Consider the following 26,728-nt stretch of genomic DNA (forward strand, 5'->3'; position numbering starts at 1 on the left):
GGATCATGGAAACAGAAGCACACATTCTTGTAGTAGACGATGAAGAAAGAATCCGCAGACTCGTACGCATGTATTTGGAAAAGGAAGGTTACACGCTCGATGAAGCTGCTGACGGCGAGCAAGGACTTCAAATGGCGCTCGAGACAGACTACGACATCATCCTGCTGGATGTCATGATGCCTGGTAAGGATGGAATCGAGGTTTGCCAGGAAATACGCAAGGAAAAAGGTACGCCGATCATCATGCTCACTGCCAAAGGAGAAGAAGCCGACCGTGTGGAAGGTTTCGAAGTTGGCGCAGATGATTATATTGTGAAGCCATTCAGTCCTCGTGAAGTAGTTCTTCGTGTCAAAGCCCTGCTGAGACGCTCTTCGACGACCAAATACTTGCATACTGATGCAAAAGCGAAGGATCTGCTTGTATTCTCCCATCTGACCATTGATAAAGATGCCCACCGAGTGACAGCAGATAACGAGGAAGTGACATTGACACCAAAAGAGTATGAACTGCTCCATTTCCTTGCTTCGACACCGGATAAAGTATATGGACGGGAAGAGCTGTTGAAGCAAGTTTGGAAATATGAATTCTTCGGAGATCTGCGCACAGTGGATACACATGTCAAAAGACTACGTGAAAAACTGAGCAAAGTTTCGGAAGAGGCAGCCAGCATGATTGTGACAGTATGGGGTGTCGGTTACAAATTCGAAGCGGACAAGAACTGATGCTTTGGGGAAGTGTTGTCAATAAGCTGTGGCTGACCATCTTGGTACTGGTTTCGGTCGTCCTTGGTCTGCTTACTTTTTTGCTGCTGGAGTTCTTTGGCAACTTTCATATTGAAGAGGCGGAAGAAAGTCTGCTGCAGACTGCGACGAAGGTTTCTATCTTGATGGAAGAAATAAACAACAAAGATACGGTTTATGATACGGCAGAGCGTGTACAGGATAAGAATTCACGCATCGCCATCCTTCAAGATGACGAACTATGGTTATCCGGCACAGACAAAGAGTCGGAGCCTTTGCCCGATGTGGACAGAGAGTGGCTGTTACAGGATACCGAATTGAACAAGGCCGCTACAGAAGGTGAGGACGTTTCGAAGCAGCTTATCCTGCCCGATTCCGACAAAAGCGTCATTGTTGTCGGGACTCCGCTCCAGGACGGATCAGGCGCGGTTTATGTCTATCAGTCACTTTCTGTCGTGCGGGAGACCGGCAACCAAACGACACAAATCATCTTGCTTGGAGCAGGTATTGCCTTTGTCCTTACTACCGTATTTGCCTTTTTCCTGTCATCCAGGATCACCAAACCGTTGATCAAAATGCAGGATGCGGCACTGAATGTCGCCCGGGGTCAATTCGGGACCGAGGTGCCTGTTGTCACGCATGATGAAATAGGGATGCTGGCAACGGCTTTCAACAAGATGGGGAAACAGCTGGAATTCAATATCAATGCCCTCAGCCAGGAAAAAGAACATCTTTCACGCGTCGTCAATGCAATGGTGGATGGTGTCGTCATGATTAACCGGCAAGGTGAACTGACAGTGACGAATCCGCCAGCTGAAGCATTCATTCATGATTGGCAGTTCGAGAATGGGGAAACCTTCCACGAAGTTCCGGGTGTGTGGCTGGAAATCATGGAAAGTGTCGTCTCGACCGCTTCTGACGTAACACGGGAAGTGACGATCCAAGGCAGGGAATGGGTGATCATCGCAACACCTTTGTTCGAGGATGCCGCGATTCGAGGTGCGGTGGCAGTCGTGCGGGATATGACGCAAGAACGCAGGCTCAATAAACTGCGGGAGGATTTCATCACCAATATCACCCATGAATTACGCACACCTATCTCCTTGCTGCAAGGTTATAGTGAGGCGATCATTGATGATATAGCGGATACAGTCGAAGCAAAAAATGAACTCGCTCAAATCATCCATGATGAATCATTGCGGATCGGAAGACTTGTCAACCAGCTGCTCGACCTTGCGCGGATGGAAGCAGGCGATACCAATCTGGTCATGGAAGATGTGGAAATCAATCCGTTCCTTGAACGCATCGTGCGCAAGTTCCAAGGATTGGCTGATGAACGGGAAATCAAGCTGGGATTAATCAACACGGTAGAAAGAAGCACGTATCACTTTGCTCCTGATGCAATGGAACAAGTCTTGACCAATTTGATTGATAATGCCATTCGGCACACGGACAGTGGTGGTGCAGTACAAGTACTAGTATCCGACGAGAAAGAACGGCTTGTCATGACCGTCAAGGATACAGGTAGAGGTATACCGGAAGAAGATCTACCTTTTGTTTTCGAACGATTTTACAAGGCAGACAAATCGAGGACGAGAAAGACTGCAAGAACCGGTAATGGATTAGGTCTGGCCATCGCTAAAAATATCGTGCAGGCCCATGATGGTACGATCAAGGTGACGAGTAAGCTTCATGAGGGAACTACATTCACCATTCGTCTTCCACAGGATACAAACCAATAATAATATGATAAAATAAGCTGGATTCAAAGCATGCAAGGTGTCGAATGGACTTGATAGGGAATACGGTGTGACTCCGTGACTGTCCTCGCAGCTGTGATTACCGACGAACAGGACAAAACCACTGTCTGTTATGATGGGAAGGGTTCTTAGTAGGTGAAGGTATCAGTCAGCAGACCTGCCCTGTGTGTTTTTTGTTTCACCGCTTCGAGGACTGAGCGGGTGGAGCGGCAGCTTCTGATGCTCTTTCCTTTCCAAAAAGGGAGGATTTTTTTATGAAGAAAGCACTACATATGCTCTCGGCACTACTGCTGGCAGCAGGTATACTGGCGGGCTGCGGGACGACAGAAGAGCCCAAGCAAAAGAACCAGCAGGCGGAACAAAAGACCGAACAGCAGGTCACTGTTACGCTGACTGAGGACGGCAAGGAGATTTCCTCAAAGGTAGTCAGCTTTGAGGAAGGCGACAGTTTGATGGATGTGATGAAGGAGAACTTTGACGTGGAAGATGATGGAGGCATGATCACATCCATTAATGGTCATAGTCAGGATAAAGGCAAGAACAAATACTGGCTGTATACAGTCAATGGAGAGATGGCAGAGGTCGGGGCTGCTGACCTGGAGCTGTCAGAAGGCGATGACATTGCTTTCAATTTGCAAGCTTCTTAATGTTCTCTACTCGTAAACTGACGCTGATGGCAATGCTTACAGCACTAGCAGCGGTAGGAAGGATATATGCCAATGTGCTGTTTCCCTTTCTGTCGAATATGCAGCCGATGACGAGTGTCATCATCATCTGTGCGCTGCTTTTAGGGCCGATTGCTGGTATCATTATTGCTGTGCTGTCAACACTGCTGTCGAATATGATACTAGGGATGGGGATATGGACAGTATGGCAGATGCTTGCTTGGGGATTGATCGGGCTGTCATTCGGTCTCATGGGCAAGCTTTGGAGAAATCCGCCGCCGTTGATACCGATGACCATTGCCAGCATTCTTACAGGATATGCGTACGGATTTTTGATTTCCCTGCCGAATGTGTTCATAATGGAACATTTCTTAGCCTATTATGTAGCAGGCTTAAGCTTCGATACGATGCATGCAATCGGCAATGGAATCTTCTTTTTCATCCTGTACCCAGTCCTTCGCAGGTTATTTGCCAAGTGGATACCTGCCCCAATGAAAAGAACCACTTCCTCTTGATGAGGGAAGTGGTTCTTCATATATGAGATAATGCTTCTTTTCCGATTACTAGATCACTTAACTTGATCGACTCGGTCGGACAGCCTTCATGGGCCTCCATTACATCCTCCTGCAATTCCTCGGGTACTGAGAAAGTACCGGTATTGCGGTCAAGCAGGACAAATGCCAGACCTTCATCATCATAATCGTATACATCAGGCGCGACAGCTCCGCATGTACCGCAGGCAATACATGTATCCTGATCGACATATGTATACATTGCCATCTGCGCTTTTCCCCCTTCCGCTTTCAACAAAGCTGCTTCTTGCTTTATACTAAGTGTATCGCGTACCGAAACGGAATACAAGCTAACAGAAAGGTTTGATTCGCATGCTACTGGCGTCCATCATCATGCATGCCGCCCAGCCCATCCGCAAAGAACGGAGTGCGGCTTCCATTTATCATCTGCTGCAAGGCAAGCGTTCCGCTCAAACGCTGCAAGATGCCCATATGTACGGTCTTACCCATTTGTTCGGCATTTATCCAAAGCTATCAAGACAGCTGTTCGACCAGGTGGCGGCCAGTGTAATGAATGAAGCGGAACGATATGAAAACCAAGACATCCCATATTTTGAAGGCATGACCTATCAAACTCAAACGGAGTCTTTCTTATACCGCTTGCTGCTGCTCATTCAGCTGCTCTCCAATCATGTAAGGGAGGAAAAGCGGTACATACCTGTAACCGATAATCCGGCTGTCAAGCATTGGATAAAGCAATGGTACCGACAGGAGCAGCACCGATTGGATGATTGGCGCAATGCCATATATAAGGAGCTTTACGACCTGCTCGGAAAATTACCCCCGCTGCAAGCAGCATTATTCGTAGATCGACTGACCGGATACCAGCACATCGGCTTGACACCCGGACAGCTTGCAGGAAAGTACAATATCCATGAAACGGATGTGCTATTGTACCAGACATCGACAGTTCACCATCTTCTGCATCATGCTGAAAATAAGGCTGCGATTTTTCCGTATCTTGCTGCACTAACGAATCAACCTGTGCACAAGACGCGTACGATCACCTCCACTGCTCAAAAGACACGGACAATGCTCGAGCGGGGCTTGACGCTGGATCAGATTGCAGCAGTCAGGGGCTTGACGGAAAATACGATCAAGGATCATATTGTGGAAATGGCTTGGCTGGATGGAGAGGAACTGTCCAGGAGATTCCTTTCCGATACCGATGCCAGCATCATTCTGGAATGTGCGGCCGGGGCCGGTACGAAAAAACTTAAACAAATACACGCTTTATTGGATGGAAAATATAACTATTTTCAAATCAGATTAGCGTTGGCATTACGTAGAGGACATGGGGTGGAAGCATGAAGACAGAGCTGCAGCAAGCATTGCAGACCTATTATGGATACGGGACTTTCCGGACAGGTCAGGAGGAAATCCTGGAGAGTGTCATGAAAAACCATCATACATTGGGAGTCTTACCGACTGGAACGGGTAAGTCTGTCTGTTACCAGCTGCCTGCTTTCATGCGAAGCGGACAAGTTATCGTGGTTTCCCCATTGCTGTCGCTGATGGAAGATCAGGTAAAACAATTGCGTGCCAGGGGATTCAAACGGGTTGCTGCCCTTAATAGTTTTCTTGATTTTGAAGATAAGCAGCAGATCATGCGGAAACTGCATAACTATGATTTATTGTATGTCTCTCCGGAAATGCTTCAAAATGAGTATCTGATCAAACATTTGCAGCAGTTGCACATCCAATTGTTTGTCGTTGATGAAGCACACTGTATCTCTCAATGGGGACAGGAATTCCGGACGGATTATCTGCGTCTGGCCGAAGTGATTCGGAATCTTGGCAGTCCGCCGGTACTTGCATTGACCGGTACAGCCACTCCTGAAGTCCAGGCGGATATTCAGCATTTGCTCGGTGATTTGGACATGGATGAGCATATCTATCCAATGGATCGGGAAAACACTTCTTATTTCGTACAGGAAGTGCAGGATCAGCAGGAAAAAAATGAAACGATGCTTGCGCTGCTCCATAAAATACAGGCACCGACCATCATCTATTTTTCCAGCCGCAATATGGCAGAAAGCACAGCAGCCATCATCCGGGCAAAAATGCCGGAGATGCCTTGTGCATTTTATCATGGGGGCATGGAAAACGAGGACAGGATCCTGATCCAGCAGCAGTTTTTGGCCGGTCAGCTGCAGATCATTTGCTGCACAAGCGCATTTGGCATGGGAGTGGATAAGGAAGATGTGCGTCTGATCATCCACTATCATTTGCCAAGTGACAAAGAATCCTTCATCCAGGAGGTCGGCAGAGCTGGAAGGGATGGAAAAGAAAGTGTCAGTGTAGTACTTTATAGTCCAGGAGATTGGCAAATTCCGATACATCTGATCGAACAAGACCTGCCGGAAAAATCTACGATCCAGCAAATGATGCGTTTTCTGTATCAAAGGGTAAAAGCACATCAAATCGAATTGCCTGCGTATGAATTGGTCGTCCAGCATATTCCCATCAGTGAGACGCAATGGCGATTTTTACTTTATCAAATGGAGAAACATGATATAGTAAAGGGAAATCATCTGCTTTATGGAGCGAAAGCTTGGAAGGATTTCCTGGATCAAATAGAGAAGTTTGTTGGAGACAGGAAAAAGCATAAGCTGAAGCAGCTGCAGGGGATGAAAGACTGGGTCTATACGGATACATGCAGGCGACAGTCACTTTTTGCAGCATTCCAACAAACAGTGCGCCAAGCTAAGGGGCGCTGCTGTGACAATTGCGGCGATACACTTGCTGGATGGCAGGTGAGCTTCACGAAACCGCAGCCGGAACGAATTGGCTGGCGTGAACAGCTGCATCACCTCCTGTATCAGTGAAAACGGAAATGGAAGGATGGACACTTCATGGCAAAGACAGAAGAGAAGGACCAGAATCTAGAGGAACTGGTTGCGTCGGTGACGCAGTCTCCGGATGAAGAAGAATCACAACCTGGACAAGAGGAATCGGAAACTGAGGTCCAGCGCATCGACGTTCTTAATTTACCGCCGCGCCGTGCAGTTCATGACGGGCAGCGGACAGGCTTTCGACTGCATTGGAACGGAAGCCTTGCCAGGTTCATCCTCCTGACGGTCATCGTTTTGGCGGTGATTGGTTTCATCTTGCTGTACACGGATGTGCCGCAGTCGATCCCGACCTTGTTCTAGACCGTTTCCAGTTTGGACAACAAGGGTATTTTTAACACAAAGATTAATATACTAATTATACGTACAAATCCTTTCTGTTCGAAAGCTAGAGCGTATCAGCAAAATGGACGCACCCATCTGGGGTTGTGCCGCGTACAAAACATAAAGCGAATCATATGCTATCTATATCTAGAATGGCATCCAAGGGGGAAAAGTGATGAAGTTAGAGCGCGTATCATTAAATCAATTCAAGATCTTTCTTACCTTCGACGATTTAATCGAGAGAGGCTTGACTAAAGAAGATCTGTGGCATGATCTTCCAGGCGTTCATCAGCTTTTTCACGATATGATGTATGAAGCAAGCGATGAATTGGGCTTTGAATTGGAAGGAACACTTCTTGTTCAGGTGCATATTCTGCAAGCGCAAGGGATGCAAATCATCGTTACACAGTATCCGCAGACGGAAGACTTCGAAGAAGAAGAGGATTATATCGAGATGAAAGTGACACTGGACGAAAGCAGGGAGCTAATCTTCTCATTCACTGATTTTGAGGATATCATCAGCGTTTCGCGTCAGCTGGACCAAATCGGCATCGAAGACGCCGCTGTGTATTTTATGAATGATCTATATTACATGGAGATCCGGACATTGCTTCATCCGTCCGCAAGGGAAAACTTGATTGCGGTCATGTCGGAATTCGCCAACCCGAGTATCGTTACCTCGGTCCGCCTGAACGAATACGGCAAGATCATTTTTGAAAAAGATGCAATACGGCAGATATGCACGTATTTTGCATAAATCGATGAAGGTACCGGCGCCTCTGCCGGTATCTTTTTAAATTCGATCAAATAATCAGTTCTCATTATCCATACGTCTGCTTTTTTGTTAGAATGGATGTGGAGATCAGAAGTGATTATATTGTTATACAAGATGGGGAAATATATAGGAGGTACAGAACAGTGGCCGACAAAGCTGCGGAATCTACCAACAACAAGCATAGGGACTTATTAGAATCGACACAGAGGGTCGTTCAATCTGCTTTACAGAAACTTGGCTACCCGGAAGAAGTGTATGAATTACTGAGAGAGCCAGTTCGATTGATGACAGTGCGTATACCAGTGCGGATGGATGATGGCAGTACAAAAATTTTCACCGGGTACCGGGCCCAGCACAATGATGCAGTCGGTCCTACCAAGGGCGGTGTGCGTTTCCACCCGGAAGTAAGCGAGGATGAAGTGAAGGCATTATCAATTTGGATGAGTCTGAAAGCAGGAATCGTCGACTTGCCTTATGGCGGCGGTAAGGGCGGCATCATTTGTGATCCCCGCGAAATGAGTTTCCGAGAGCTTGAAGGGGTGAGCCGTGGATATGTACGGGCCATCAGTCAGATTGTGGGCCCGACGAAAGATATACCAGCACCTGATGTGATGACCAATTCTCAAATCATGGCATGGATGATGGATGAATACAGCCGGATGGATGAATTCAATAATCCAGGTTTCATCACTGGAAAGCCGATTGTACTTGGTGGTTCAGAGGGCAGGGAAACAGCTACTGCCAAGGGTGTCACAATCTGCTTAAGGGAAGCTGCCAAGCAAAGGGGCATCAGCATCGAAGGAGCTCGGGTCGTCATCCAGGGTTTCGGAAATGCCGGCAGTTATCTGGCTAAGTTCATGCATGAAGCCGGGGCCAAAGTAATCGGTATCTCAGATGCTTATGGAGCACTGCATGATCCGGATGGGTTGGATATCGATTATTTGCTTGATCGGCGCGATAGTTTTGGAACGGTGACCAACTTATTCAAGTCCACCATCTCCAATAAGGAATTATTGGAGCTTGATTGCGATATACTGGTGCCAGCAGCAGTGGAAAACCAGATCACCAAGGATAATGCACATAACATTAAAGCCCAAATCGTCATTGAAGCTGCGAATGGGCCGACTACGTTCGAAGCAACCGAAATATTGACTGAACGCGGTATCCTGTTAGTTCCGGATGTGCTTGCATCGGCAGGGGGCGTGACTGTCTCCTATTTTGAATGGGTGCAAAACAATCAAGGTTACTATTGGGAAGAGCAGGAAGTGGAAGAAAAATTGGAGAAAGTCATGCTGAAAGGATTTCAAAATGTCTACCAGACTGCACACACAAGGCGAGTCGATATGCGCCTGGCAGCTTACATGGTCGGGGTTCGGAAGATGGCGGAAGCTTCCAGATTCAGAGGCTGGATCTAATTCCATCAATCGTAAAGATGCTCTTATCCTGAACGTAAGGGATAAGAGTTTTCTCTTTTTCTTTAGGAAAAGAGACAGAAAGGAGCAGTACATATGCAAAAAGAGCAAGTAATCATCATTGGAGCAGGGCCATGCGGTTTGTCTGCAGCAATCGAGCTGCAAAAAGTCGGCATCGAACCGCTTCTGATCGAAAAAGGCAATGTCGTTAACAGCATTTATCGCTACCCTACACATCAGACATTTTTCAGTTCCAGTGAACGGCTGGAAATAGGCGATATCGCCTTTGTTACCGAAATGAAGAAACCAGTCAGGAATCAAGCGCTTGCCTATTACAGGACAGTGGCGCAGCGTCGGGATTTGCGGATACATACATTCGAGCGTGTCACACAGGTATCTGGCAGTAAACATGACTTCACGGTAACGACCAAGACAATCGGAGAAGAAGAAAAACAGTACAAAGCCGATTATGTTATCGTTGCAACAGGGTATTACGACCAGCCTTATTTGATGCAGGTGCCTGGTGAAGAACAGTCCCATGTTTTTCATTATTTCAAGGAAGCCCATCCGTATTTCGGCAAGAATGTGACGGTGATCGGCGGAAAGAATTCGGCTGTCGATGCTGTGCTTGAACTTCATAAAGCAGGTGCCAATATCACTGCTCTCTATCGCGGCAGCACGTACTCCAAAAGCGTGAAGCCGTGGATCCTGCCGGAATATGAATCATTGGCTCGTAATGGGTACATCGATCATAAATTTAATGCACATATTAAAGAAATCACAAAAACACAGGTCATTTATGAAATGGAAGGAACGACGCATGCCGTCGATGCTGATTTCGTCTTTGCGATGACAGGCTATCGTCCTGATTTGAAGCTGTTGCAACACATGGGCATCTTAATCCATCCGGAGACAGGCAAGCCTGACCATAATCCGGAAACGATGGAGTCCAATGTTCCTGGCATCTTCATAGCTGGGGTAATTGCAGCTGGTAATAATAACAACGAAGTGTTCATCGAGAATGGACGTTTCCATGGCGGACAGATTGCCCGGTCGATTGCATCACGCAACTGAAGAAAGGGAGAGCTGCATATGAAAGGGAAAGTTGTATTGGTAACTACAGGCGGTACGATTGCCAGTGTGCCGAATGAAGAAAGCGGGAAGCTCGCTTCTGGTGAAATGACTGGTGATCAGCTGCGGAGTCAGATTGACTTGCCAGATCATATCGAAGTGACGGTTGTGAATGCATTACAGAAACCGAGTATGCATATTACATTCGATGATCTGCTAACGTTAAAAGAAATGATTGAGAAGCAATTCGAGGATCCGGAAGTCAACGGTATCGTAGTTACGCATGGAACGGACTCTTTGGAAGAAACAGCTTATTTTCTTGATTTGACCATTCAGGATGATCGGCCTGTCGTAGTGACCGGTTCACAGCGAGCAATCCATGAACTCGGATCGGATGTTTTCATCAATCTGCGCCACGCAGTGCTTGCGGCCAATGATGATCAGTTGATTGATTGCGGAACAGTGGTTGTCTTTAACGAGCGCATTTTCCCGGCTAAATATGTAAAGAAAGAACATGCCTCTAATATACAGGGCTTCAATGCGTTCGGATTCGGCTATTTGGGCATTATCGACAATGATAAAGTGTATCTTTACCAAAGACCAGTCAAACGGTATACATATGAGCTGAAGCGCAAACTGCCGGACGTGGATATCATTAAGTGCTACTTGCGGGCAGACGGAAAATTCATCAAAGCAGCGCGTGAAGCAGGTGTCCAGGGGATCGTGCTGGAAGGGGTTGGGCGAGGGCAAGTTGCGCCGAAAATGAAAGAAGAGATTCTCCTTGCCCTGCGAGATGGTATTAAAATCATCCTGACGACCGCATCGGAAGAAGGCAACGTTTACACCACTTATGATTACGAAGGCAGTGCTTATGATCTGCATAAAGCCGGTGTTCTGTTAGGTAAGGACCAGGATAGCAAAAAGGCACGTATAGAACTCGCTATTGCGCTTGCATCCGATCAAATGGACAGACTTCTATAGACCTCAGGACCTATTTCCTGTTTCTTTCCAGCAACATATTCCAAAAGGATTGAGCACATGGTACGATAAAGGTAGTTTGTTAGTTGGAAGAGGTGCTATCATGCTTACCATCCTTTCCGCTGCGATTGCCCCAGCACTTGCGCTGCTTACCTTCTTCTATCTGAAGGATCGTTTGGAGCCCGAGCCGCTCGGCATGGTATTGCGGACTTTTCTATATGGCGCGCTGCTTGTATTTCCAATCATGTTCATTCAATATGCATTGAAAGCAGAAGGAGTCAGTACGCATCCACTCGTCTATTCTTTTTTTACCATCGGATTCATGGAGGAATTCTTCAAATGGTTCATTTTCCTGTATACTGCTTTCCGGCATACAGAAATGGACTCTGTTTATGATGGAATCATCTATGGTGTCAGCATAAGTTTAGGTTTTGCTACGGTAGAGAATGTTCTTTATTTATTTGCTCATGGTGTTGATTATGCTTTTACACGTGCCCTGTTCCCAGTATCATCCCATGCCCTGTTCGGCGTATTGATGGGATATTACCTCGGCAGGGCAAAGTTTGGGAGCAGTCATCCCCGTTTGCGCGTGTTTGGTGCGATGTTGATTCCTTTTTTGCTGCATGGATTGTACGATTACATCCTTTTGGCAGTGACATTCAACTGGGTTTTTGTACAGGCACCATTCATGATCATTCTTTGGATCATCGGACTGCGTAAAGTGCGAGCAGCAATCCGCCATCCTATTGAACAGATACAAATGAAAGAGTCAGGCAGCTAATCTGTCTGACTCTTTTTTTGTTGCATAATATGGACGCTCTGGAAGAAAGCTATCGGTAGTCAGATCATAGTTAGGTTGGAGGAAATGAACAATGGAATTCAAGAAGTTTCGGCTTTGTAAATTGTTTTGTGCTGCTCTGCTCCTTTTAGGTTTAATCCTGTCGGCACCTGTGCAGACCAGTGCCTTTTCCGAACAGGTGATCCAGCACGGAGCCACAGGGGATGACGTGGTGGAATTGCAAGCCCGTTTGCAATATGCAGGATTCTATAATAAAAAAATAGACGGCGTTTTCGGCTGGAGTACGTATTGGGCATTGCGCAATTTCCAATATGAATTCGGAATGGAAATCGACGGTGTCGCAGGCAAGCAGGCAAAAGATAAATTGGTATCCATTACAAATTATGATAAAGCCTTTGTCATGCGTCAAATCCAAGAAGGAAACACATTTACCTATTATGGCGGCACACCGCAGGAGCAGCAAGTGAAAAAGCGCGGTAACGGCGGTAATGGAGGTAATGAAGGCAGTAAGGCAAATCCGTCGAATACATCCGCGGTCAATGTTCCCAATGGTTATTCCCAGAATGATATCAAACTGATGGCAAATGCTGTCCATGGGGAAGCACGCGGAGAACCATATGAGGGACAGGTGGCAGTCGCAGCCGTCATCCTGAACAGAGTGGAAGATCCATCGTTTCCGAACACGATTTCAGGTGTCATCTTTGAACCAAGAGCTTTTACGGCAGTTGCGGATGGGCAAATATGGCTGACGCCGGATGAAACAGCCGAACAGGCGGTAATCGATGCAATCAACGGCTGGGATCCATCAGGTGGAGCGATTTATTATTTCAATCCGAACACAGCCACTTCCCCATGGATTTGGGGCAGACCGCAAATCAAAACGATTGGTGAGCATATTTTCTGTATGTAGAAAGGAGAGCGAAGAATGTACAAATGGGTGATAATCGGAGTTCTTGCTTTGGCGCTTACAGGAACCGCAATCTGGGGTATGAATGAACGTCAGGAAAAGAACGACATTAGGATGCAGGCAGAAAACAACTATCAGCGTTCCTTCCACGAGCTGACTTATCGGATTGACACGCTGCATGATAAAATCGGAGCGACGCTCGCAATGAATTCCAGGGATTCTCTGTCACCGCAATTGGCGGAAATTTGGCGGTTATCCTCTGAAGCGCATACGGATGTCGGTCAGCTTCCGCTGGCACTGATGCCCTTTGAAAAAACGGAGAAATTTTTGACCAACATCGGGGATTTTACGTACAAAACAGCTGTAAGGGACTTGGACAAGGAACCGTTGTCCGAGGAAGAAATGCAGCGCTTGGAGAAATTGCATGATAACGCAGGGCAAATCAAGGATGAACTTCGGAATGTCCAAAATACTGTCCTCGGTAATAATTTGCACTGGAGCGATGTGGAAATGGCATTATCGGATGACGAACCGGATCACTCGGATAATGCCATCATCTCAAGCTTTGAGACAGTAGAGAATAGTTCAGGCGGTTTCAATGAAGAAAAGGACTTTAACAATGGTGCTTTGCCCGCCTCCAATGAAGAACATAAATTCGAAGGCGTCACCGGTGAGCGAATCAACCAGAAACAAGCGAAAACAATTGCAGCCAAAGCCTTCGATTTGAATTCTATCAGTGGTATCACAGGGGGAAAATCAGGCAAGGGTTCAGATGTACCGCTTTACAGTCTCTCATATAAAAAAGATGGGGAAAGCGGCTATGCTGATATCAGTCAAAAAGGCGGCCATATCCTCACATTGATGATGCAGCGGGATCGAGAGGATCCGAAATTAGGCTTGCATGATGCGCAGCAAAAAGCGCAGGACTTTCTTGTTAAGCAGAAATTGACGGAAATGGAAATGGTCCAGAGCAGTCAATACGATTCCGTGGGTATTTTCTTTTTTGTACCTGTCCAGGACGATGTACGCATTTATGCAGATATTGTCCAAGTCAAGGTCGCGCTCGATAATGGCGATATTCTGGGCTATAATGCCCGTGACTATTTCATGAATCATCATGAGCGTGACATAGCCAAACCAAAGCTGACAGAAGAACAAGCGACCGAGAAACTCAATCAAAATGTCCAAGTACAGGAAACCCATCTTGCCTTGATCGAGAACGATACACATGAAGAAACGCTTGTGTATGAAATCATGGGCACACGTAATGATGAAACGTATCGTATCTATGTAAATGCGGATACAGGACAGGAAGAAGAAATCGAGAAACAGACGACGACAGAAGCGCGTTTCTTGCAAAGTACGTAAAGGGGATGGCAAACAGCCTTCCCCTTTTTGATTATTTTTGCAATAATAGGAAGAAAGAACGATTCAAGGGAAGAGGAGAGACGTTTGCTGAAAATCGGTAGTACTTTGTTATTAGAAAAGACAGATGTTTCAAATAGTGAAAAATATCTACGATATCGGACTAAAGTAATAGAGTTGGCGGACGATGCGATTTATATCGACTACCCGATAAATGAAGAAACAAAAAGGACAGACATTTTTCCGGTCGGAACGGTTTTCAAGGCCTTATATGTAACAGAAGAAGACAACGCCTATACATTTGTGACAACATTAAAAGGCAGGGAAATGCTGAAAGTTCCTGCTTTGATGCTATCCATACCCAAAGAAGGTGAAATCCGGAAAATACAGCGTCGTCAGTATGTGCGGATTTCCGCATGCACGGATGTGGCACTTTATAGTGAGGAAAGAGAGATCAACCCTGTCTCATCCATTACGCTTGATATCAGCGGGGGCGGGTTATCCATGCTGCTGCCGGAAAACCATGGGTTCCAGGAAAAGATGAAGGTAAAGTTGTATCTTGCCTATACCTTGCAAAAAGACGGACCAAATTTTTTGACCGCACCCGGACACATTGTCCGCATCGCCCGCAATGATAAATCAGGCAAAATCCTGGCCAGTATTCAGTTTGACAATATCCAGGAACGGGACAGACAAGCAATTATTCGTTTTTGCTTCGAGCGTCAGCGGGAACAGCGAAAAAAAGGACTGCAGATGATGTAGACTTCAAATAGACCAAGCCGCTATCCTATGTTATGCTTTATTAGGTTTTATTTCCGATTACGATGAGAAAAAGGATTGAATTGAATGAAGTCGAAAAATATCGCTATCGCAATTGATGGACCTGCTGCTGCAGGCAAGAGTACCGTATCCAAGTTGGTTGCTAAGAAATTACAATTCGTCTATGTGGATACTGGTGCTATGTATCGGGCGCTTACGCTGACAGCACTCGAAGCAGGAGCCGATTTGGAATCAGAAGAAGCGTTGCTAACCTTGCTGCAAGGGATAGATATCGTCCTAATGCAGCATGAAGACGGTCAAAAAGTGCTTGTGAACCACAATGACGTGACCGAAGCAATTCGTACGAATGAAGTGACGAATAATGTATCCGTCGTTGCCAAACATCCGCTGGTACGAAAAGAAATGGTGAGACGCCAGCAGAATCTTGCAGCTGATAATGGCATTGTCATGGATGGCCGTGACATCGGAACCCGGGTCCTTCCGGATGCCGACGTAAAGATTTTCATGATCGCTTCTGTCGAAGAACGTGCAGAGCGTCGTTATAAAGAAAATATCGCCAAAGGGTTCGAGGCGGACTTGGCGCAGTTGAAAGAAGAAATACGCCTCCGGGACAAGCTCGATTCCGAAAGGGAAGCATCTCCACTTGTAAAAGCGGAAGATGCTGTTGAAATCGATACAACTTCCCTTTCAATCGAAGGTGTTGTCGAGAAGATTCTTGATGCTGTTTACGACGTTATCGGGAGATAAGGAGAGGGAATCATGTCATTATATACCGTTGGTAAGGTGATTGTAAGTGCCGTCCTCTATCCGATTTTCCGTATTAAAGTATATGGAAAAGAACATGTTCCAAAGGAAGGTCCGGTTTTAGTCTGTTCCAATCATATCTCCAATTTCGACCCGCCTATATTGGGTATTACTTGTCCGCGGGACATCGCTTTCATGGGCAAAAGTGAGCTTTTTAAATTCAAGCCGCTCGGTTTTTTAATGAAGCATTTAAATGTCTTTCCGGTCAAACGCGGCATGCAGGATCGGAGTGCGATCCGTGTGGGCTTGGATATCCTTGCAGAAGGCAAGACAATGGGACTATTCCCAGAGGGGACCAGGAGCAAAGATGGCAAGCTCGGTAAGCCGCTTCCTGGAATAGGATTCTTTGCGATGCGTTCAGAAGCGAAGGTGGTGCCTTGTGCGATTATCGGCTCCTATAAAGGGGTAAAGGCATTGAAAGTAATCTATGGACCGCCGATCGATATGGAAGAGCTGAGAGCGAGGAAAGCACCAGCTAAAGAAGTGTCGCAGGTGATCATGGATGAAATCCAACTTCTGATAAACAAGCATGTCGGATAGATGCCCTATCACTTGACAAATATCTTCAAATGTTAGAAGTTAGAAAAAAGGACATTTCTATGTTTTTTTACTTATGTTTTGTCTTGTAAACTGAAGGAGGTCTCTTTGATGGATGAAATGAATGAGCAAGCTACTGATTTCAAGGAATTGTCTGTAGGTGATACTGTAACCGGTAAAGTGGTGAAAGTAGAAGATAAACAAGCTTTGGTAGACATCGGCTACAAAGTGGAAGGTATCCTGCCAATCAGTGAATTATCCAGTCTTCATGTAGAGCGTGCTGCCGATGCAGTGAGCGAAGGTGAAGAGTTGACACTAAAAGTGAAAAAAGTGGATGACGAAGAAGTCGTCCTTTCCAAGCGCGCTGTTACCGCTGAACTTGCTTGGGAAGACCTAGAAGCGAAATTCGAATCCGGAGAAGTATTCGAAGCAGAAGTCAAGGAAGTCGTCAAAGGCGGTCTTGTCGTTGATGTGGGTCTGCGCGGATTTATTCCAGCTTCACTTGTGGAAACATATTTTGTCGAAGAGTTCGAAGATTACAAAGGCAAACCGCTTACGCTGAAAGTGGTCGAGCTGGATCGCGAACAAAACCGTGTTATCCTTTCGCATCGTGCAGTAGCGGAAGAAGAAGAAGCTTCCAAGAAACAGGATGTACTGGACAGCCTGGAAGCAGGTCAAGTGATTGACGGTACAGTACAGCGTTTGACTGATTTCGGTGTCTTCGTCAGCATCGGCGGCGGAATCGACGGTCTCGTACACATTTCCCAACTTTCCCACGAACATGTGGAAAAGGCATCGGATGTGGTGACAGAAGGCCAGGAAATCAAAGTCAAAGTGCTTAGTGTCGACAAAGACAGCGAGCGCATCAGCCTATCCCTGAAAGAGACACTCCCTGGACCATGGGAAAACATCAGTGACCGCGCACAAGCAGGGGACGTTCTTGAGGGTGAAGTGAAACGTCTGGTAAGTTTCGGCGCATTTGTCGAAGTATTCCCTGGCGTCGAAGGTCTTGTCCACATTTCCCAAATCGCCAACCGTCACATCGGTACGCCGCAGGAAGTATTGGAGCCAGGACAAAAGGTACAAGTGAAAGTACTTGATGTGAACGAGTCTGAAAAACGAATGAGTCTGAGCATCAAGGAATTGGAACAAGATGAAAATAATGCTGTCATCAAGGAATACGAAAAAGAAGAGGAGCATTCCGGCTTCCAGCTTGGAGATATCCTCGGTGACAAATTGAACAAGTATAAGCAGTAAGAAAAAAGACCAAGATTGCCTCGGGGCATCCTTGGTCTTTTTTTGCCCCCGACGTATAGTTTTCCTCCTCTCTTGTCATAATGCTGATAAAAGGAGGAGAAAAGATGGAGGGGTTTTACTTTTTTTGGGCAACATGGATCAGCTGGGTCCTGGTGACTTTCTTTATGAGACATTCATTGGCAAGGACATTATTTGGATTTGCTATACTACTTACAATATCATTATCCGGTTTTTCCTTTGATTTTGCTGGTCACCGAATTTTTGCAACCGTTTTTCTGCTTGCTGTTATCGGTTACTTATTTATATTTGCCAGTAAACGAGTGGGCCGTGGCACCTTTGGAAGTATTTGTCTGGGGATTGGTTATACTGGCATGTTGCTTTGGGAACTGACAAATCCTATCGCACTGCCGATTCCACGTACTCTTATATTTTCACTGATTTTATTTGCACTTGTCTTTTACCTGACTAGGGATTTTTACTTGCAGCTTGGTATCATTTGCTTAGGATTTGCCATGGGGGAAGTGATGTATCTACTTTTATTGGATATCTATGGACTTCATCAGGAAGCAGGCGGTTTTAAAGCATTGGATGTATTGGGTACCGTTTTGTTATTGTTGATAGTTGCTAAACTTGCCGGTGAGCTGAGAAAATATCTGCGGAATAGATCGAAATGGACTGCCAAACGTACATGATGTCGAAATATATTGTTTCCCTATGGCGCTTTTGCTAGAATGAAACAGTTAGGTTGCAACAGAAGGACCAGCACATAAAGGAAAGTAGGAAAGGATGTTCCTTTCATGAGGAAATCAGTAGTTGCCATTGTAGGCAGACCAAACGTAGGAAAATCAACCATATTCAACCGTCTTGCCGGGGAAAGGATCTCGATTGTCGAAGATACACCTGGTGTGACACGTGACAGAATCTATACGGAAGCAGAGTGGCTGAACCAGCCATTTAACATAATCGACACCGGCGGTATTGAAATTGGAGATGCACCATTTCTAGTGGAAATCCGTGAACAGGCAGAACTTGCCATTGCAGAAGCAGATGTCATCATCTTTATGGTGAATGGACGCGAGGGGATAACGGGAGCGGATGAAGAAGTAGCGAAGATTTTATTCCGTTCCAATAAGCCGGTTGTGCTGGCTGTCAATAAAGTCGATAACCCGCAGATGCGGGATCAGATTTATGAGTTTTACAGCCTCGGCTTTGGAGAGCCATTCCCGATTTCTGGTACACATGGTTTAGGTCTGGGTGATTTGCTTGACGCAACTGTCCAGCATTTCCCTGAACGTGCGGAGATGCAGGAAGATGAAGAGACGATCCATTTCAGTTTGATCGGCAGGCCGAATGTCGGTAAATCATCCCTGGTGAATGCACTGCTCAATCAAGAGCGTGTCATCGTAAGTGATGTTGCAGGGACGACTCGTGATGCAGTCGATTCAACATTTACCAGAGAAGGACAGGATTTCGTCATTATCGACACTGCCGGTATGCGCAAACGCGGAAAAGTATATGAGACGACAGAGAAATACAGCATCCTCCGTGCTTTGAAAGCGATTGAACGCTCCGATGTCGTCCTTGTTCTAATCAATGCAGAAGAAGGTATTATCGAGCAAGATAAGAAAATTGCCGGATATGCACATGATGCGGGTAAGGCAATTGTAATTGTGGTTAATAAATGGGATACCGTTGAATCAGATGAGAAAAAAATGAAAGAGTTCGAAGATGAAATCCGGGCGCACTTCCTTTACCTGGATTATGCTCCGATCGTCTTCTTGTCCGCCAAGACGAAAAAACGGATTCATACACTAATGCCAGCGATCCTGACGGCGAGTGAGAACCATGCCAAACGCATTCAAACGAATGTGTTGAATGATGTGATCATGGATGCCTTGGCGATGAACCCGGCTCCGACATATAAGGGTCAGCGTTTGAAAGTGCTTTATGCCACCCAAGTGGCGGTCAAGCCGCCAGCTTTTGCAGTATTCGTCAATGATCCGGAATTGATGCACTTTTCTTATGTCCGTTTTTTGGAGAATCGCATCAGGGAGGCATTCGGATTCACTGGTACACCAATCAAGATTTTCCCAAGAAGAAGATCCTAAACAGGGACGAGGAGGATTTATATGACACAACGAATAGCAGCAGTACTCGGTGCCGGCAGTTGGGGAACCGCCCTTGCCATGGTTTTGGCGGATAATGGGCATGAGGTCAGGCTTTGGTCGCATAATCCAGAACAGGTCGCAGCAATCAATGGAGAACGGCTGAACGAGAAATACCTGCCTGGAGTGATTCTTCCTGCGTCCATTACCGCATATAGAGACTTAGAAGACGCTGTACGCGATGCGGATGCTGTCATACTCGTCGTCCCAGCAAAAGCTACTCGTGAGGTGGCGTCAAAGCTGTCATCGTATCTGCCAGCGGACGCTGTCATCGCGCATGCTACGAAGGGAATCGAGCCAAAAACAAGCAAGCGGGTTTCCGAGATGATCGAAGAAGAACTAAAAGCTGTCGATCATCGTCCTGTCGTTGTTCTATCTGGTCCAAGCCATGCCGAAGAAGTGGCGAAAAGGCAGCCGACAACGTTGAGTGCTTCCTCTGTCGCAATGGAAGAAGCAAAGAAAATCCAAGAGCTGTTCATGAATGAGAATTTCCGTGTATACACGATCACGGATATGGTCGGTGTGGAACTTGGCGGGTCGTTAAAAAATATCATTGCGCTTGGAGCAGGTATTTCTGATGGTCTTGGATACGGAGATAATGCCAAAGCGGCCTTGATAACAAGGGGGCTCGCAGAGATTGCCCGGCTTGGTACGAAGCTCGGGGCGAATCCACTGACATTCATCGGTTTATCCGGCATGGGAGATCTTATTGTGACATGCACAAGTGTACATAGCCGGAATTGGCGTACTGGCAATATGCTCGGTAAAGGCATGAGTTTGGAGGAAGCACTTGCCCAAATGGGGATGGCTGTCGAGGGTGTCCGGACGACAGAGGCCGTGGCGGAGCTTGCTGACAAAGCTGGTGTCGATATGCCGATTACAAAGGGTATCAATCAAATCCTCTTTCATGGCGCCAAAGCAAAGGACATCGTCGATCAGCTGATGACACGTCTGCCGAAGCATGAAATGGATGATCTTCAAGATGTACTAAATGCCCGCTAACGTTTTTTCACTCCTTGCATATACTGTTTCGTAGCTAATCTGCAAGGAGGAATGAATGTGGCAGACTTTCAGAAAAACCTGATTGACCAGATTCAGAAAAAATCGAATGTGAAGGCTGATGATATCTACAAGGTAGCCAACTCCGTAAAAAGTGCGAACTTCCAAGATGAGGCAACGGTGCGCGGTTTGGTGAAGCAATTGGCTGCGATGGCAGGCAAGCCTCTTTCACAAGAGAAAGAAGATAAAATCGTCAAAGCGATCATCGGCAACAACATGCCAGCCGATATGAACACATTGAGCAAATTATTCAAAAACTAACAGCGGCAATTGGGCAGAACAACTTACCATCCCTTGCCCTTTACGCATAAACTAACTCGCACCAGCATATTTTTCTAGGTTGCCTTGGGTATATTTAGTCTATTTCAAGAAGAAGCTTCTGCTTCTTCTTTTTTTATTGGTATGAACCCCTGGGCTTGCGCATAGATTATCGGCAGAGGGCAATATGCTGTTCGTCCTTTCCTGCAGAAAATGCCCTTTGATGCCAGCAGGCAAGGAATCCATTATTTCTAGCATATTTGGATAGGACAACATCATAAACTGCTAGTGTATGTAGCTAAGACTGTCCATGCATCGAAAGTAGATCGGGAGGGGATCTTTTGGAAAGAGTAGATATTTTTAAAGATATCTCGAAACGGACAAATGGCGATATCTACCTTGGGGTGGTAGGGGCTGTCCGAACTGGGAAATCGACTTTTATCAAGAAGTTCATGGAGCTGGTTGTCCTGCCTAACATGGAAGATGAAGCTGAGCGGGCTCGAGCCCAGGATGAATTACCCCAAAGCGCTGCGGGTCGGACAATCATGACAACAGAACCGAAATTCGTCCCGAACAACGCCGTCTCCCTTAAGGTGGACGAAGGTCTCGAAGTTAGTGTCCGGGTTGTCGACTGTGTAGGATATACAGTGGAAAGTGCGAAAGGTTTCGAGGATGAAAATGGACCACGTATGATCAATACGCCTTGGTATGAAGAGCCTATTCCTTTCCATGATGCGGCAGAGATCGGGACTCGCAAGGTCATACAGGAACATAGCACCATTGGTGTCGTCGTGACAACGGATGGCTCGATTGGTGAGATTCCCCGCAGTGACTATGTGGAACCGGAAGAGCGTGTCGTATCTGAGCTGAAGGAAGTCGGCAAACCATTCATCATGGTCATCAACTCTGTCACACCGCATAATCAAAACACAGAGCTGCTCCGCCAGGAACTGAGTGAGAAATATGACATCCCGGTGATTGCGATGAGCGTGGAAAGCATGACAGAGCATGATGTGTATAACGTGCTACGCGAGTCTTTGTATGAGTTCCCGGTTTTGGAAGTGAATGTCAATCTGCCAAGCTGGGTCATGGTACTTAATGAAGATCATTGGCTTCGTTCCAATTATCAAGCGGCCATCCAGGAAACGGTAAAGGATATCAAGCGCCTCCGTGATGTGGATCGTGTGGTAGGATACTTTGATGAATATGATTATATCGAAAGAGCCAATTTGGCAGGAATGGAGCTTGGTGAGGGGATTGCCGAAATTGATTTACATGCTCCGGATGCTTTGTACGATCAGGTACTAAAGGAAATCGTCGGCGAAGAAATCCGCGGTAAGGATCATCTGCTGCAGCTTATGCAGGATTTCTCACATGCCAAACGGGAATACGATCAAGTGTCTGATGCACTGCATATGGTCAAACAGACAGGTTATGGTATCGCTGCACCGAGTTTGCAGGACATGGCTTTGGATGAACCAGAAATCATCAGACAAGGCTCCCGTTTCGGTGTTCGGTTGAAGGCAGTGGCGCCTAGCATCCATATGATCAAAGTGGATGTCCATTCCGAATTTGCACCGATTATCGGAACAGAGAAACAAAGTGAGGAACTGGTACGTTATCTGATGCAGGACTTCGAGGAAGATCCGCTTTCCATCTGGGATTCAGATATCTTCGGCCGTTCCCTCAATAGCATCGTACGAGAAGGAATCCAAGGAAAAATCAGTTTGATGCCAGAGAATGCCAGATACAAATTGAAGGAAACACTGGAAAGAATCATCAACGAAGGATCGGGCGGTTTGATTGCGATCATACTATGAGCGGCAAATGAGCCGCTTTATTTTTTTGTCAAAAATAAACTGTAATAGAGATAAATTTAAGGTTTTATGGCGTTTTGTGTTGAATTATGCTGCTAAGTCGTTTATTATAAGCGTTGATATCGCAACGCGAGCGGTATTGATAGGTATAAAACCTATCTTTATGGTGAACAAATGATAGCAAATGCTATTGTTTTTCTGTTCAAGGTAATGTCAGGGAGGTGTAAACATGAATAAAACAGATCTAATCAATACTGTTGCTGAGAAAAGCGATCTTTCCAAAAAGGATGCTACGAAAGCTGTCGATGCGGTTTTCGATTCAATCATGGATTCTTTGAAACAAGGTGACAAAGTACAATTGATCGGTTTCGGTAACTTCGAAGTACGCGAACGTGCTGCACGTAAAGGCCGCAACCCGCAGACTGGAAACGAAATCGAGATTCCAGCGAGCAAAGTTCCAGCGTTCAAAGCCGGTAAGGCCCTGAAAGACAGTGTGAAATAATTACATATGGGCTAGGATAAGGGATGCCTGAATCTATCAGGTGTCCCTTTTTATTTGACGAGCTTGCAGACAAGACGAATCGGGACATGCTGTGCTATAATACTTTTTATACAGTTTGAAATACGAAAAGGGCGCAGGTGATTGTTTTGTCCTATGCATCCATGGAAGAGCTACATACATTACGAAATAAAATAGAGAAGCGCATGCAGCTGGCTTATCTGGACGAGAATACAGAGGAACCATTCTTGGATGATAATAAGCTGTTGGCATTGCAGACGCTATTTGGTCAAACGAACCTGCCCGATAAGCAGCAGACAGACTATGCGGTTACGATCATGCTGATTCAGATGGCTTTGGATACACATGATAAAGTGATCAGGATTACCAAGGCCGACGAGACCGATGAAGAACGGAAGAACAGACAGCTGACGGTGCTGGCAGGTAATTATTACAGCGCGCTCTATTATCAGATACTTGCCGGGCTTGGCGAGATTGATATGGTGGCGTTACTGGCAACCAGTATCAAGGAAATCAATGAACAGAAAATGTCGCTTTACTATGATACGACAACAGCGGGAGCGTTCTTCACAAAGCTCGGACGTCTGGAAGGCAGCTTGTTCCGGACAGCAGCTTCCCGCTACACGGATACAGCAAGGCTTGAATCGCTGGATGACTATTTCTTGATCAGCAAGCTAAAGCGGGAAACAAAGGGAAACAAGCAGACGCCCCTCTCCCTGAAGCTTGCTGCAATCCTCGAAAATCAAGAGAGTGGCATGACTGTGACAGAAGCGATACACGAGGAGATGGAAGCTGCTAAAGTCAGACTCCTAGCAAAGCTGGATCTACTGCCGCCAGCCTATGCGCTGCTTTCCCGTAAGCTTTTGCTTCAGGGGAATCGGCAAAAAGAGTTATATCTGGAAGAAGGGTAATTATGGCACAAGAAACGAAAGAACAGCGTGTACATCACGTATTTGAAAAGATATATGACCGCTATGATTTTATGAATTCCGTCATCTCCTTCAGGCGTCATCGTGCTTGGAGGCGAAGTGTGATGAAAAAAATGCAGGTACGGCCGGGCGATAAGGCTTTGGATGTATGCTGCGGGACCGGAGACTGGTCCTTTTCGCTGGCAAAAGCCGTCGGACCGAAAGGACACGTCACAGGTCTTGATTTCAGCAAAAATATGTTATCTGTAGCCGAGAAGAAAAACAAGGAAAATCCGCATGAACAATTATCATTTCTTTGGGGAAACGCAATGGAACTGCCTTTTGAGGATAATTCCTTCGATTTTGTGACCATCGGTTTTGGCTTGCGGAATGTTCCGGATTACCTTCAAGTATTGAAGGAGATGAACCGGGTAGTAAAGCCTGGCGGTAAGGTGGTGTGCTTGGAAACATCACAGCCGACAATGGTTGGGTTTAAACAGATGTATTATTTTTATTTCAAGCGGATCATGCCAGTGCTTGGTAAGCTTTTGGCAAAAAGCTATGATGAATACAGCTGGCTGCAGGAATCTGCAAAGGACTTCCCCGGGAAGAAGGAGCTCCGTGCATTATTCCAGCAGGCAGGATTGACGAACGTGAAGATTAAGACATATACAGGCGGCGTAGCGGCTATGCACATGGGAGAGAAGCCGGCGGTCAGAAGCTGACTGGTAATATGTCTGGACGGATGAAGGTGACATGAATGAAACTACCGATGATCTACTCATATTTAAAAAAGGACTTGGACAAGATCGAGGATGCGATGACTAATACGATTCGAGCAGAGCATCCTGTCCTGGAAGATGCGTCGGTACAGCTTCTCCGAGCCGGCGGGAAACGGATTCGGCCGGTTTTTGTTTTGCTCAGCGGGAAGTTCGGTACATATGAGCTTCCTCGGATACAAACCGTTGCTGTCGCACTCGAATTGATCCATATGGCATCTTTGGTCCACGACGATGTCATTGACGATGCTGAACTCCGTCGAGGCAAACCGACTGTAAAAGCGAAGTGGGATAATAAAGTGGCAATGTATGCAGGGGATTATATCTTCGCTCGTTCTCTGGAATACCTTTCAAAGCTCGAAGAACCAAGGGCACATCAGATCCTCGCACATACGATAGTGGAGCTTTGCATCGGAGAAGTGGAACAGATCAGGGATAAATATCGGATCGAGCAGCATCTGAAGGACTACCTCCGCCGAATACGCAGGAAGACGGCAATCCTAATCGCTGCCAGTGCCCGGCTCGGAGCGATTGCCTCTGGTGCACCGCTTGGTTATGAAAGCGCATTGTATCGGTACGGTTATTATGTAGGGATGAGCTATCAGATCATTGATGATGTGCTTGATTTCACAGCGTCCGAGACCGATCTGGGTAAACCGGCCGGAGGCGACTTGCTTCAGGGCAATATGACGCTCCCCGCACTTTTGGCTTGCGAAGATCGCTTCTTCAAGGAACGGCTCACACAAGTCTTCCGCGATCCGGAAGCAATCGATCGGGAGACCTTGGAACCATTTATCCAGCATATCAAAACATCCGATGCCATCGAGAGGTCGCTTGCGATCAGTGACCGTTATTTGGAGAAGGCATACCGGGAATTGGACAAGCTACCGCCAACAAGAGATCGGAATACATTGAAACAAATTGCAAGACACATAGGGAAGCGCAGCTCCTGATTGTAAAACGCTTACACTTTTGCTATTATTACTGTGAAGTTCATAAAGAGGGAGCTGCAGTGAAAATGGAAAAAACATTTTTGATGGTGAAACCGGATGGTGTGCAACGAGGACTGATTGGGGAAATCGTAACGAGATTCGAAAAGAAAGGCTTGAAGCTCCTTGCAGGGAAGATAATGGTTGTGTCGGAAGAACAAGCAAAAACGCATTACATAGAACATGAAAGCAAACCCTTTTTCGAATCACTGATAAGCTATATTACATCCGGCCCCGTATTTGCGATGGTCTGGGAAGGTAAGGATGCCATTACGCTGACACGGAGTATGATCGGGGCAACCAAACCAACGGAAGCAGCGCCTGGTACGATCAGAGGCGATTATGCAGTGGAGATGAGCCGCAACCTTATACATGGTTCTGACAGTGCAGAAAGCGCTGAACGCGAAATAGCGAATATGTTCGACCCAAATGAACTGATCCAATATGAACAAGTTATAGCGAAATGCCTTTACGAATGAAATCAAAAAGGCTGAGATTACCGTCTTCAGCTAGGTGATAACCCGAACTATGACGCAATTCTTTAAACAAAGATTTGCGCATGTTCGGGTTTTTTAATGATAATCTATACTAGCTAAGCAGATTACGGAGACTCCTCAAAATGCATTGTAATACTT

General features: G+C 46.3%; 29 protein-coding genes and 1 riboswitch. Of the genes, 28 read left to right on the top strand and 1 reads right to left on the bottom strand.

Annotation, left to right across the window (positions count from 1 at the left end):
- Window positions 1-5 precede the first annotated feature (5 nt).
- From BLQ53_RS16025 to BLQ53_RS16040, 4 genes are all read left to right on the top strand, one after another.
- The gene (locus tag BLQ53_RS16025) at window positions 6-722 is read left to right on the top strand and encodes a response regulator transcription factor (protein WP_093728320.1); all 717 of its coding nucleotides are present in this window, start codon (window positions 6-8) and stop codon (window positions 720-722) included.
- The gene (locus tag BLQ53_RS16030) at window positions 683-2,482 is read left to right on the top strand and encodes an ATP-binding protein (protein ID WP_280137079.1); all 1,800 of its coding nucleotides are present in this window, start codon (window positions 683-685) and stop codon (window positions 2,480-2,482) included. Before BLQ53_RS16025 ends, BLQ53_RS16030 begins: the two co-directional genes overlap by 40 nt.
- An 18-nt stretch (window positions 2,483-2,500) precedes the next feature.
- Window positions 2,501-2,679: riboswitch (cobalamin riboswitch) on the top strand.
- Window positions 2,680-2,754: 75 nt separating this feature from the next.
- The gene (locus BLQ53_RS16035) at window positions 2,755-3,147 is read left to right on the top strand and encodes a DUF4430 domain-containing protein (protein ID WP_093728322.1); all 393 of its coding nucleotides are present in this window, start codon (window positions 2,755-2,757) and stop codon (window positions 3,145-3,147) included.
- Window positions 3,147-3,680, top strand: coding sequence for an ECF transporter S component (locus BLQ53_RS16040; protein WP_093728323.1), 534 nt, complete (start codon window positions 3,147-3,149; stop codon window positions 3,678-3,680). The genes BLQ53_RS16035 and BLQ53_RS16040 overlap by 1 nt, the downstream gene beginning before the upstream one ends.
- Before the next feature lie 16 nt (window positions 3,681-3,696).
- Here BLQ53_RS16040 and BLQ53_RS16045 read toward each other — a convergent pair whose 3' ends face one another.
- Window positions 3,697-3,945: a ferredoxin gene (locus BLQ53_RS16045; RefSeq protein ID WP_093728324.1), complete on the bottom strand. Its 249-nt coding sequence runs from the start codon at window positions 3,943-3,945 to the stop codon at window positions 3,697-3,699.
- A 104-nt stretch (window positions 3,946-4,049) separates the two neighbouring features.
- Here BLQ53_RS16045 and BLQ53_RS16050 point away from each other — a divergent pair, with 104 nt between their 5' ends.
- From BLQ53_RS16050 to ndk, 24 genes are all read left to right on the top strand, one after another.
- The gene (locus tag BLQ53_RS16050; protein WP_093728325.1) at window positions 4,050-5,048 is read left to right on the top strand and encodes a YpbB family protein; all 999 of its coding nucleotides are present in this window, start codon (window positions 4,050-4,052) and stop codon (window positions 5,046-5,048) included.
- Entirely contained in the window at window positions 5,045-6,565 is a 1,521-nt protein-coding gene (locus BLQ53_RS16055; protein ID WP_093728326.1) for a RecQ family ATP-dependent DNA helicase, read from the top strand. The genes BLQ53_RS16050 and BLQ53_RS16055 overlap by 4 nt, the downstream gene beginning before the upstream one ends.
- 27 nt (window positions 6,566-6,592) lie before the next feature.
- Window positions 6,593-6,892, top strand: coding sequence for a hypothetical protein (locus BLQ53_RS16060; RefSeq protein ID WP_093728327.1), 300 nt, complete (start codon window positions 6,593-6,595; stop codon window positions 6,890-6,892).
- 196 nt (window positions 6,893-7,088) lie between these two features.
- Complete coding sequence (locus BLQ53_RS16065; RefSeq protein ID WP_093728328.1) at window positions 7,089-7,670, top strand: genetic competence negative regulator; 582 nt, start codon at window positions 7,089-7,091, stop codon at window positions 7,668-7,670.
- A gap of 161 nt (window positions 7,671-7,831) precedes the next feature.
- The gene (locus tag BLQ53_RS16070; RefSeq protein WP_244499370.1) at window positions 7,832-9,103 is read left to right on the top strand and encodes a Glu/Leu/Phe/Val family dehydrogenase; all 1,272 of its coding nucleotides are present in this window, start codon (window positions 7,832-7,834) and stop codon (window positions 9,101-9,103) included.
- A 93-nt stretch (window positions 9,104-9,196) separates the two neighbouring features.
- A complete protein-coding gene (locus BLQ53_RS16075) occupies window positions 9,197-10,174 on the top strand; it encodes a YpdA family putative bacillithiol disulfide reductase (protein ID WP_093728330.1) in 978 nt (325 codons plus the stop codon).
- 18 nt (window positions 10,175-10,192) lie between these two features.
- Complete coding sequence (locus tag BLQ53_RS16080; RefSeq protein ID WP_093728331.1) at window positions 10,193-11,152, top strand: asparaginase; 960 nt, start codon at window positions 10,193-10,195, stop codon at window positions 11,150-11,152.
- Between the two features lie 100 nt (window positions 11,153-11,252).
- Window positions 11,253-11,930 carry a glutamic-type intramembrane protease PrsW gene (gene prsW, locus BLQ53_RS16085; RefSeq protein ID WP_093728332.1) on the top strand — a complete coding sequence of 226 codons (678 nt, stop codon included), beginning with the start codon at window positions 11,253-11,255 and terminating at the stop codon, window positions 11,928-11,930.
- Window positions 11,931-12,021: 91 nt separating this feature from the next.
- Window positions 12,022-12,858, top strand: coding sequence for a spore cortex-lytic enzyme (sleB, locus tag BLQ53_RS16090; protein ID WP_093728333.1), 837 nt, complete (start codon window positions 12,022-12,024; stop codon window positions 12,856-12,858).
- 15 nt (window positions 12,859-12,873) lie between these two features.
- Complete coding sequence (gene ypeB / locus BLQ53_RS16095) at window positions 12,874-14,223, top strand: germination protein YpeB (RefSeq protein WP_093728334.1); 1,350 nt, start codon at window positions 12,874-12,876, stop codon at window positions 14,221-14,223.
- An 84-nt stretch (window positions 14,224-14,307) separates the two neighbouring features.
- Window positions 14,308-14,982 (top strand): flagellar brake protein, encoded by a 675-nt coding sequence (locus tag BLQ53_RS16100; protein ID WP_170829740.1) that lies wholly within the window; start codon window positions 14,308-14,310, stop codon window positions 14,980-14,982.
- 84 nt (window positions 14,983-15,066) lie between these two features.
- Window positions 15,067-15,747 (top strand): (d)CMP kinase, encoded by a 681-nt coding sequence (gene cmk / locus BLQ53_RS16105; protein ID WP_093728336.1) that lies wholly within the window; start codon window positions 15,067-15,069, stop codon window positions 15,745-15,747.
- 12 nt (window positions 15,748-15,759) lie between these two features.
- On the top strand, window positions 15,760-16,344 hold the full coding sequence (locus tag BLQ53_RS16110) for a lysophospholipid acyltransferase family protein (RefSeq protein ID WP_093728337.1): 585 nt from the start codon (window positions 15,760-15,762) through the stop codon (window positions 16,342-16,344).
- A gap of 108 nt (window positions 16,345-16,452) precedes the next feature.
- A complete protein-coding gene (gene rpsA, locus BLQ53_RS16115) occupies window positions 16,453-17,598 on the top strand; it encodes a 30S ribosomal protein S1 (protein ID WP_093728338.1) in 1,146 nt (381 codons plus the stop codon).
- Window positions 17,599-17,702: 104 nt separating this feature from the next.
- The gene (locus tag BLQ53_RS16120; protein ID WP_093728339.1) at window positions 17,703-18,290 is read left to right on the top strand and encodes a YphA family membrane protein; all 588 of its coding nucleotides are present in this window, start codon (window positions 17,703-17,705) and stop codon (window positions 18,288-18,290) included.
- 105 nt (window positions 18,291-18,395) lie between these two features.
- Entirely contained in the window at window positions 18,396-19,706 is a 1,311-nt protein-coding gene (gene der / locus BLQ53_RS16125; protein ID WP_093728340.1) for a ribosome biogenesis GTPase Der, read from the top strand.
- Between the two features lie 21 nt (window positions 19,707-19,727).
- Window positions 19,728-20,765, top strand: a complete 1,038-nt coding sequence (locus BLQ53_RS16130; RefSeq protein ID WP_093728341.1) for an NAD(P)H-dependent glycerol-3-phosphate dehydrogenase — start codon at window positions 19,728-19,730, stop codon at window positions 20,763-20,765.
- A 51-nt stretch (window positions 20,766-20,816) separates the two neighbouring features.
- On the top strand, window positions 20,817-21,083 hold the full coding sequence (locus BLQ53_RS16135; protein WP_425288313.1) for a stage VI sporulation protein F: 267 nt from the start codon (window positions 20,817-20,819) through the stop codon (window positions 21,081-21,083).
- Window positions 21,084-21,421: 338 nt separating this feature from the next.
- On the top strand, window positions 21,422-22,900 hold the full coding sequence (spoIVA, locus tag BLQ53_RS16140) for a stage IV sporulation protein A (RefSeq protein WP_093728343.1): 1,479 nt from the start codon (window positions 21,422-21,424) through the stop codon (window positions 22,898-22,900).
- Between the two features lie 226 nt (window positions 22,901-23,126).
- A complete protein-coding gene (locus BLQ53_RS16145; protein ID WP_093728344.1) occupies window positions 23,127-23,399 on the top strand; it encodes an HU family DNA-binding protein in 273 nt (90 codons plus the stop codon).
- Between the two features lie 137 nt (window positions 23,400-23,536).
- Complete coding sequence (locus BLQ53_RS16150) at window positions 23,537-24,328, top strand: heptaprenyl diphosphate synthase component 1 (RefSeq protein WP_093728345.1); 792 nt, start codon at window positions 23,537-23,539, stop codon at window positions 24,326-24,328.
- 2 nt (window positions 24,329-24,330) lie between these two features.
- Window positions 24,331-25,050: a demethylmenaquinone methyltransferase gene (locus BLQ53_RS16155; RefSeq protein ID WP_093728346.1), complete on the top strand. Its 720-nt coding sequence runs from the start codon at window positions 24,331-24,333 to the stop codon at window positions 25,048-25,050.
- A gap of 35 nt (window positions 25,051-25,085) precedes the next feature.
- A complete protein-coding gene (gene hepT / locus BLQ53_RS16160; protein ID WP_093728347.1) occupies window positions 25,086-26,057 on the top strand; it encodes a heptaprenyl diphosphate synthase component II in 972 nt (323 codons plus the stop codon).
- Window positions 26,058-26,122: 65 nt separating this feature from the next.
- Window positions 26,123-26,572, top strand: coding sequence for a nucleoside-diphosphate kinase (gene ndk, locus BLQ53_RS16165; protein ID WP_093728386.1), 450 nt, complete (start codon window positions 26,123-26,125; stop codon window positions 26,570-26,572).
- Window positions 26,573-26,728: the final 156 nt, after the last annotated feature.

Source organism: Terribacillus halophilus (assembly GCF_900101385.1).
GTDB lineage: Bacteria > Bacillota > Bacilli > Bacillales > Amphibacillaceae > Terribacillus > Terribacillus halophilus.

What these genes read in the sequence shown, in the direction of transcription:
- BLQ53_RS16025 (WP_093728320.1), top strand. Translation starts at nt 6, where the DNA reads ATGGAAACAGAAGCACACATTCTTGTAGTAGACGATGAAGAAAGAATC.
- BLQ53_RS16030 (WP_280137079.1), top strand. Translation starts at nt 683, where the DNA reads ATGGGGTGTCGGTTACAAATTCGAAGCGGACAAGAACTGATGCTTTGG.
- BLQ53_RS16035 (WP_093728322.1), top strand. Translation starts at nt 2,755, where the DNA reads ATGAAGAAAGCACTACATATGCTCTCGGCACTACTGCTGGCAGCAGGT.
- BLQ53_RS16040 (WP_093728323.1), top strand. Translation starts at nt 3,147, where the DNA reads ATGTTCTCTACTCGTAAACTGACGCTGATGGCAATGCTTACAGCACTA.
- BLQ53_RS16045 (WP_093728324.1), bottom strand. Translation starts at nt 3,945, where the DNA reads ATGGCAATGTATACATATGTCGATCAGGATACATGTATTGCCTGCGGT.
- BLQ53_RS16050 (WP_093728325.1), top strand. Translation starts at nt 4,050, where the DNA reads ATGCTACTGGCGTCCATCATCATGCATGCCGCCCAGCCCATCCGCAAA.
- BLQ53_RS16055 (WP_093728326.1), top strand. Translation starts at nt 5,045, where the DNA reads ATGAAGACAGAGCTGCAGCAAGCATTGCAGACCTATTATGGATACGGG.
- BLQ53_RS16060 (WP_093728327.1), top strand. Translation starts at nt 6,593, where the DNA reads ATGGCAAAGACAGAAGAGAAGGACCAGAATCTAGAGGAACTGGTTGCG.
- BLQ53_RS16065 (WP_093728328.1), top strand. Translation starts at nt 7,089, where the DNA reads ATGAAGTTAGAGCGCGTATCATTAAATCAATTCAAGATCTTTCTTACC.
- BLQ53_RS16075 (WP_093728330.1), top strand. Translation starts at nt 9,197, where the DNA reads ATGCAAAAAGAGCAAGTAATCATCATTGGAGCAGGGCCATGCGGTTTG.
- BLQ53_RS16080 (WP_093728331.1), top strand. Translation starts at nt 10,193, where the DNA reads ATGAAAGGGAAAGTTGTATTGGTAACTACAGGCGGTACGATTGCCAGT.
- prsW (WP_093728332.1), top strand. Translation starts at nt 11,253, where the DNA reads ATGCTTACCATCCTTTCCGCTGCGATTGCCCCAGCACTTGCGCTGCTT.
- sleB (WP_093728333.1), top strand. Translation starts at nt 12,022, where the DNA reads ATGGAATTCAAGAAGTTTCGGCTTTGTAAATTGTTTTGTGCTGCTCTG.
- ypeB (WP_093728334.1), top strand. Translation starts at nt 12,874, where the DNA reads ATGTACAAATGGGTGATAATCGGAGTTCTTGCTTTGGCGCTTACAGGA.
- cmk (WP_093728336.1), top strand. Translation starts at nt 15,067, where the DNA reads ATGAAGTCGAAAAATATCGCTATCGCAATTGATGGACCTGCTGCTGCA.
- BLQ53_RS16110 (WP_093728337.1), top strand. Translation starts at nt 15,760, where the DNA reads ATGTCATTATATACCGTTGGTAAGGTGATTGTAAGTGCCGTCCTCTAT.
- rpsA (WP_093728338.1), top strand. Translation starts at nt 16,453, where the DNA reads ATGGATGAAATGAATGAGCAAGCTACTGATTTCAAGGAATTGTCTGTA.
- BLQ53_RS16120 (WP_093728339.1), top strand. Translation starts at nt 17,703, where the DNA reads ATGGAGGGGTTTTACTTTTTTTGGGCAACATGGATCAGCTGGGTCCTG.
- der (WP_093728340.1), top strand. Translation starts at nt 18,396, where the DNA reads ATGAGGAAATCAGTAGTTGCCATTGTAGGCAGACCAAACGTAGGAAAA.
- BLQ53_RS16130 (WP_093728341.1), top strand. Translation starts at nt 19,728, where the DNA reads ATGACACAACGAATAGCAGCAGTACTCGGTGCCGGCAGTTGGGGAACC.
- BLQ53_RS16135 (WP_425288313.1), top strand. Translation starts at nt 20,817, where the DNA reads ATGAATGTGGCAGACTTTCAGAAAAACCTGATTGACCAGATTCAGAAA.
- BLQ53_RS16145 (WP_093728344.1), top strand. Translation starts at nt 23,127, where the DNA reads ATGAATAAAACAGATCTAATCAATACTGTTGCTGAGAAAAGCGATCTT.
- BLQ53_RS16155 (WP_093728346.1), top strand. Translation starts at nt 24,331, where the DNA reads ATGGCACAAGAAACGAAAGAACAGCGTGTACATCACGTATTTGAAAAG.
- hepT (WP_093728347.1), top strand. Translation starts at nt 25,086, where the DNA reads ATGAAACTACCGATGATCTACTCATATTTAAAAAAGGACTTGGACAAG.
- ndk (WP_093728386.1), top strand. Translation starts at nt 26,123, where the DNA reads ATGGAAAAAACATTTTTGATGGTGAAACCGGATGGTGTGCAACGAGGA.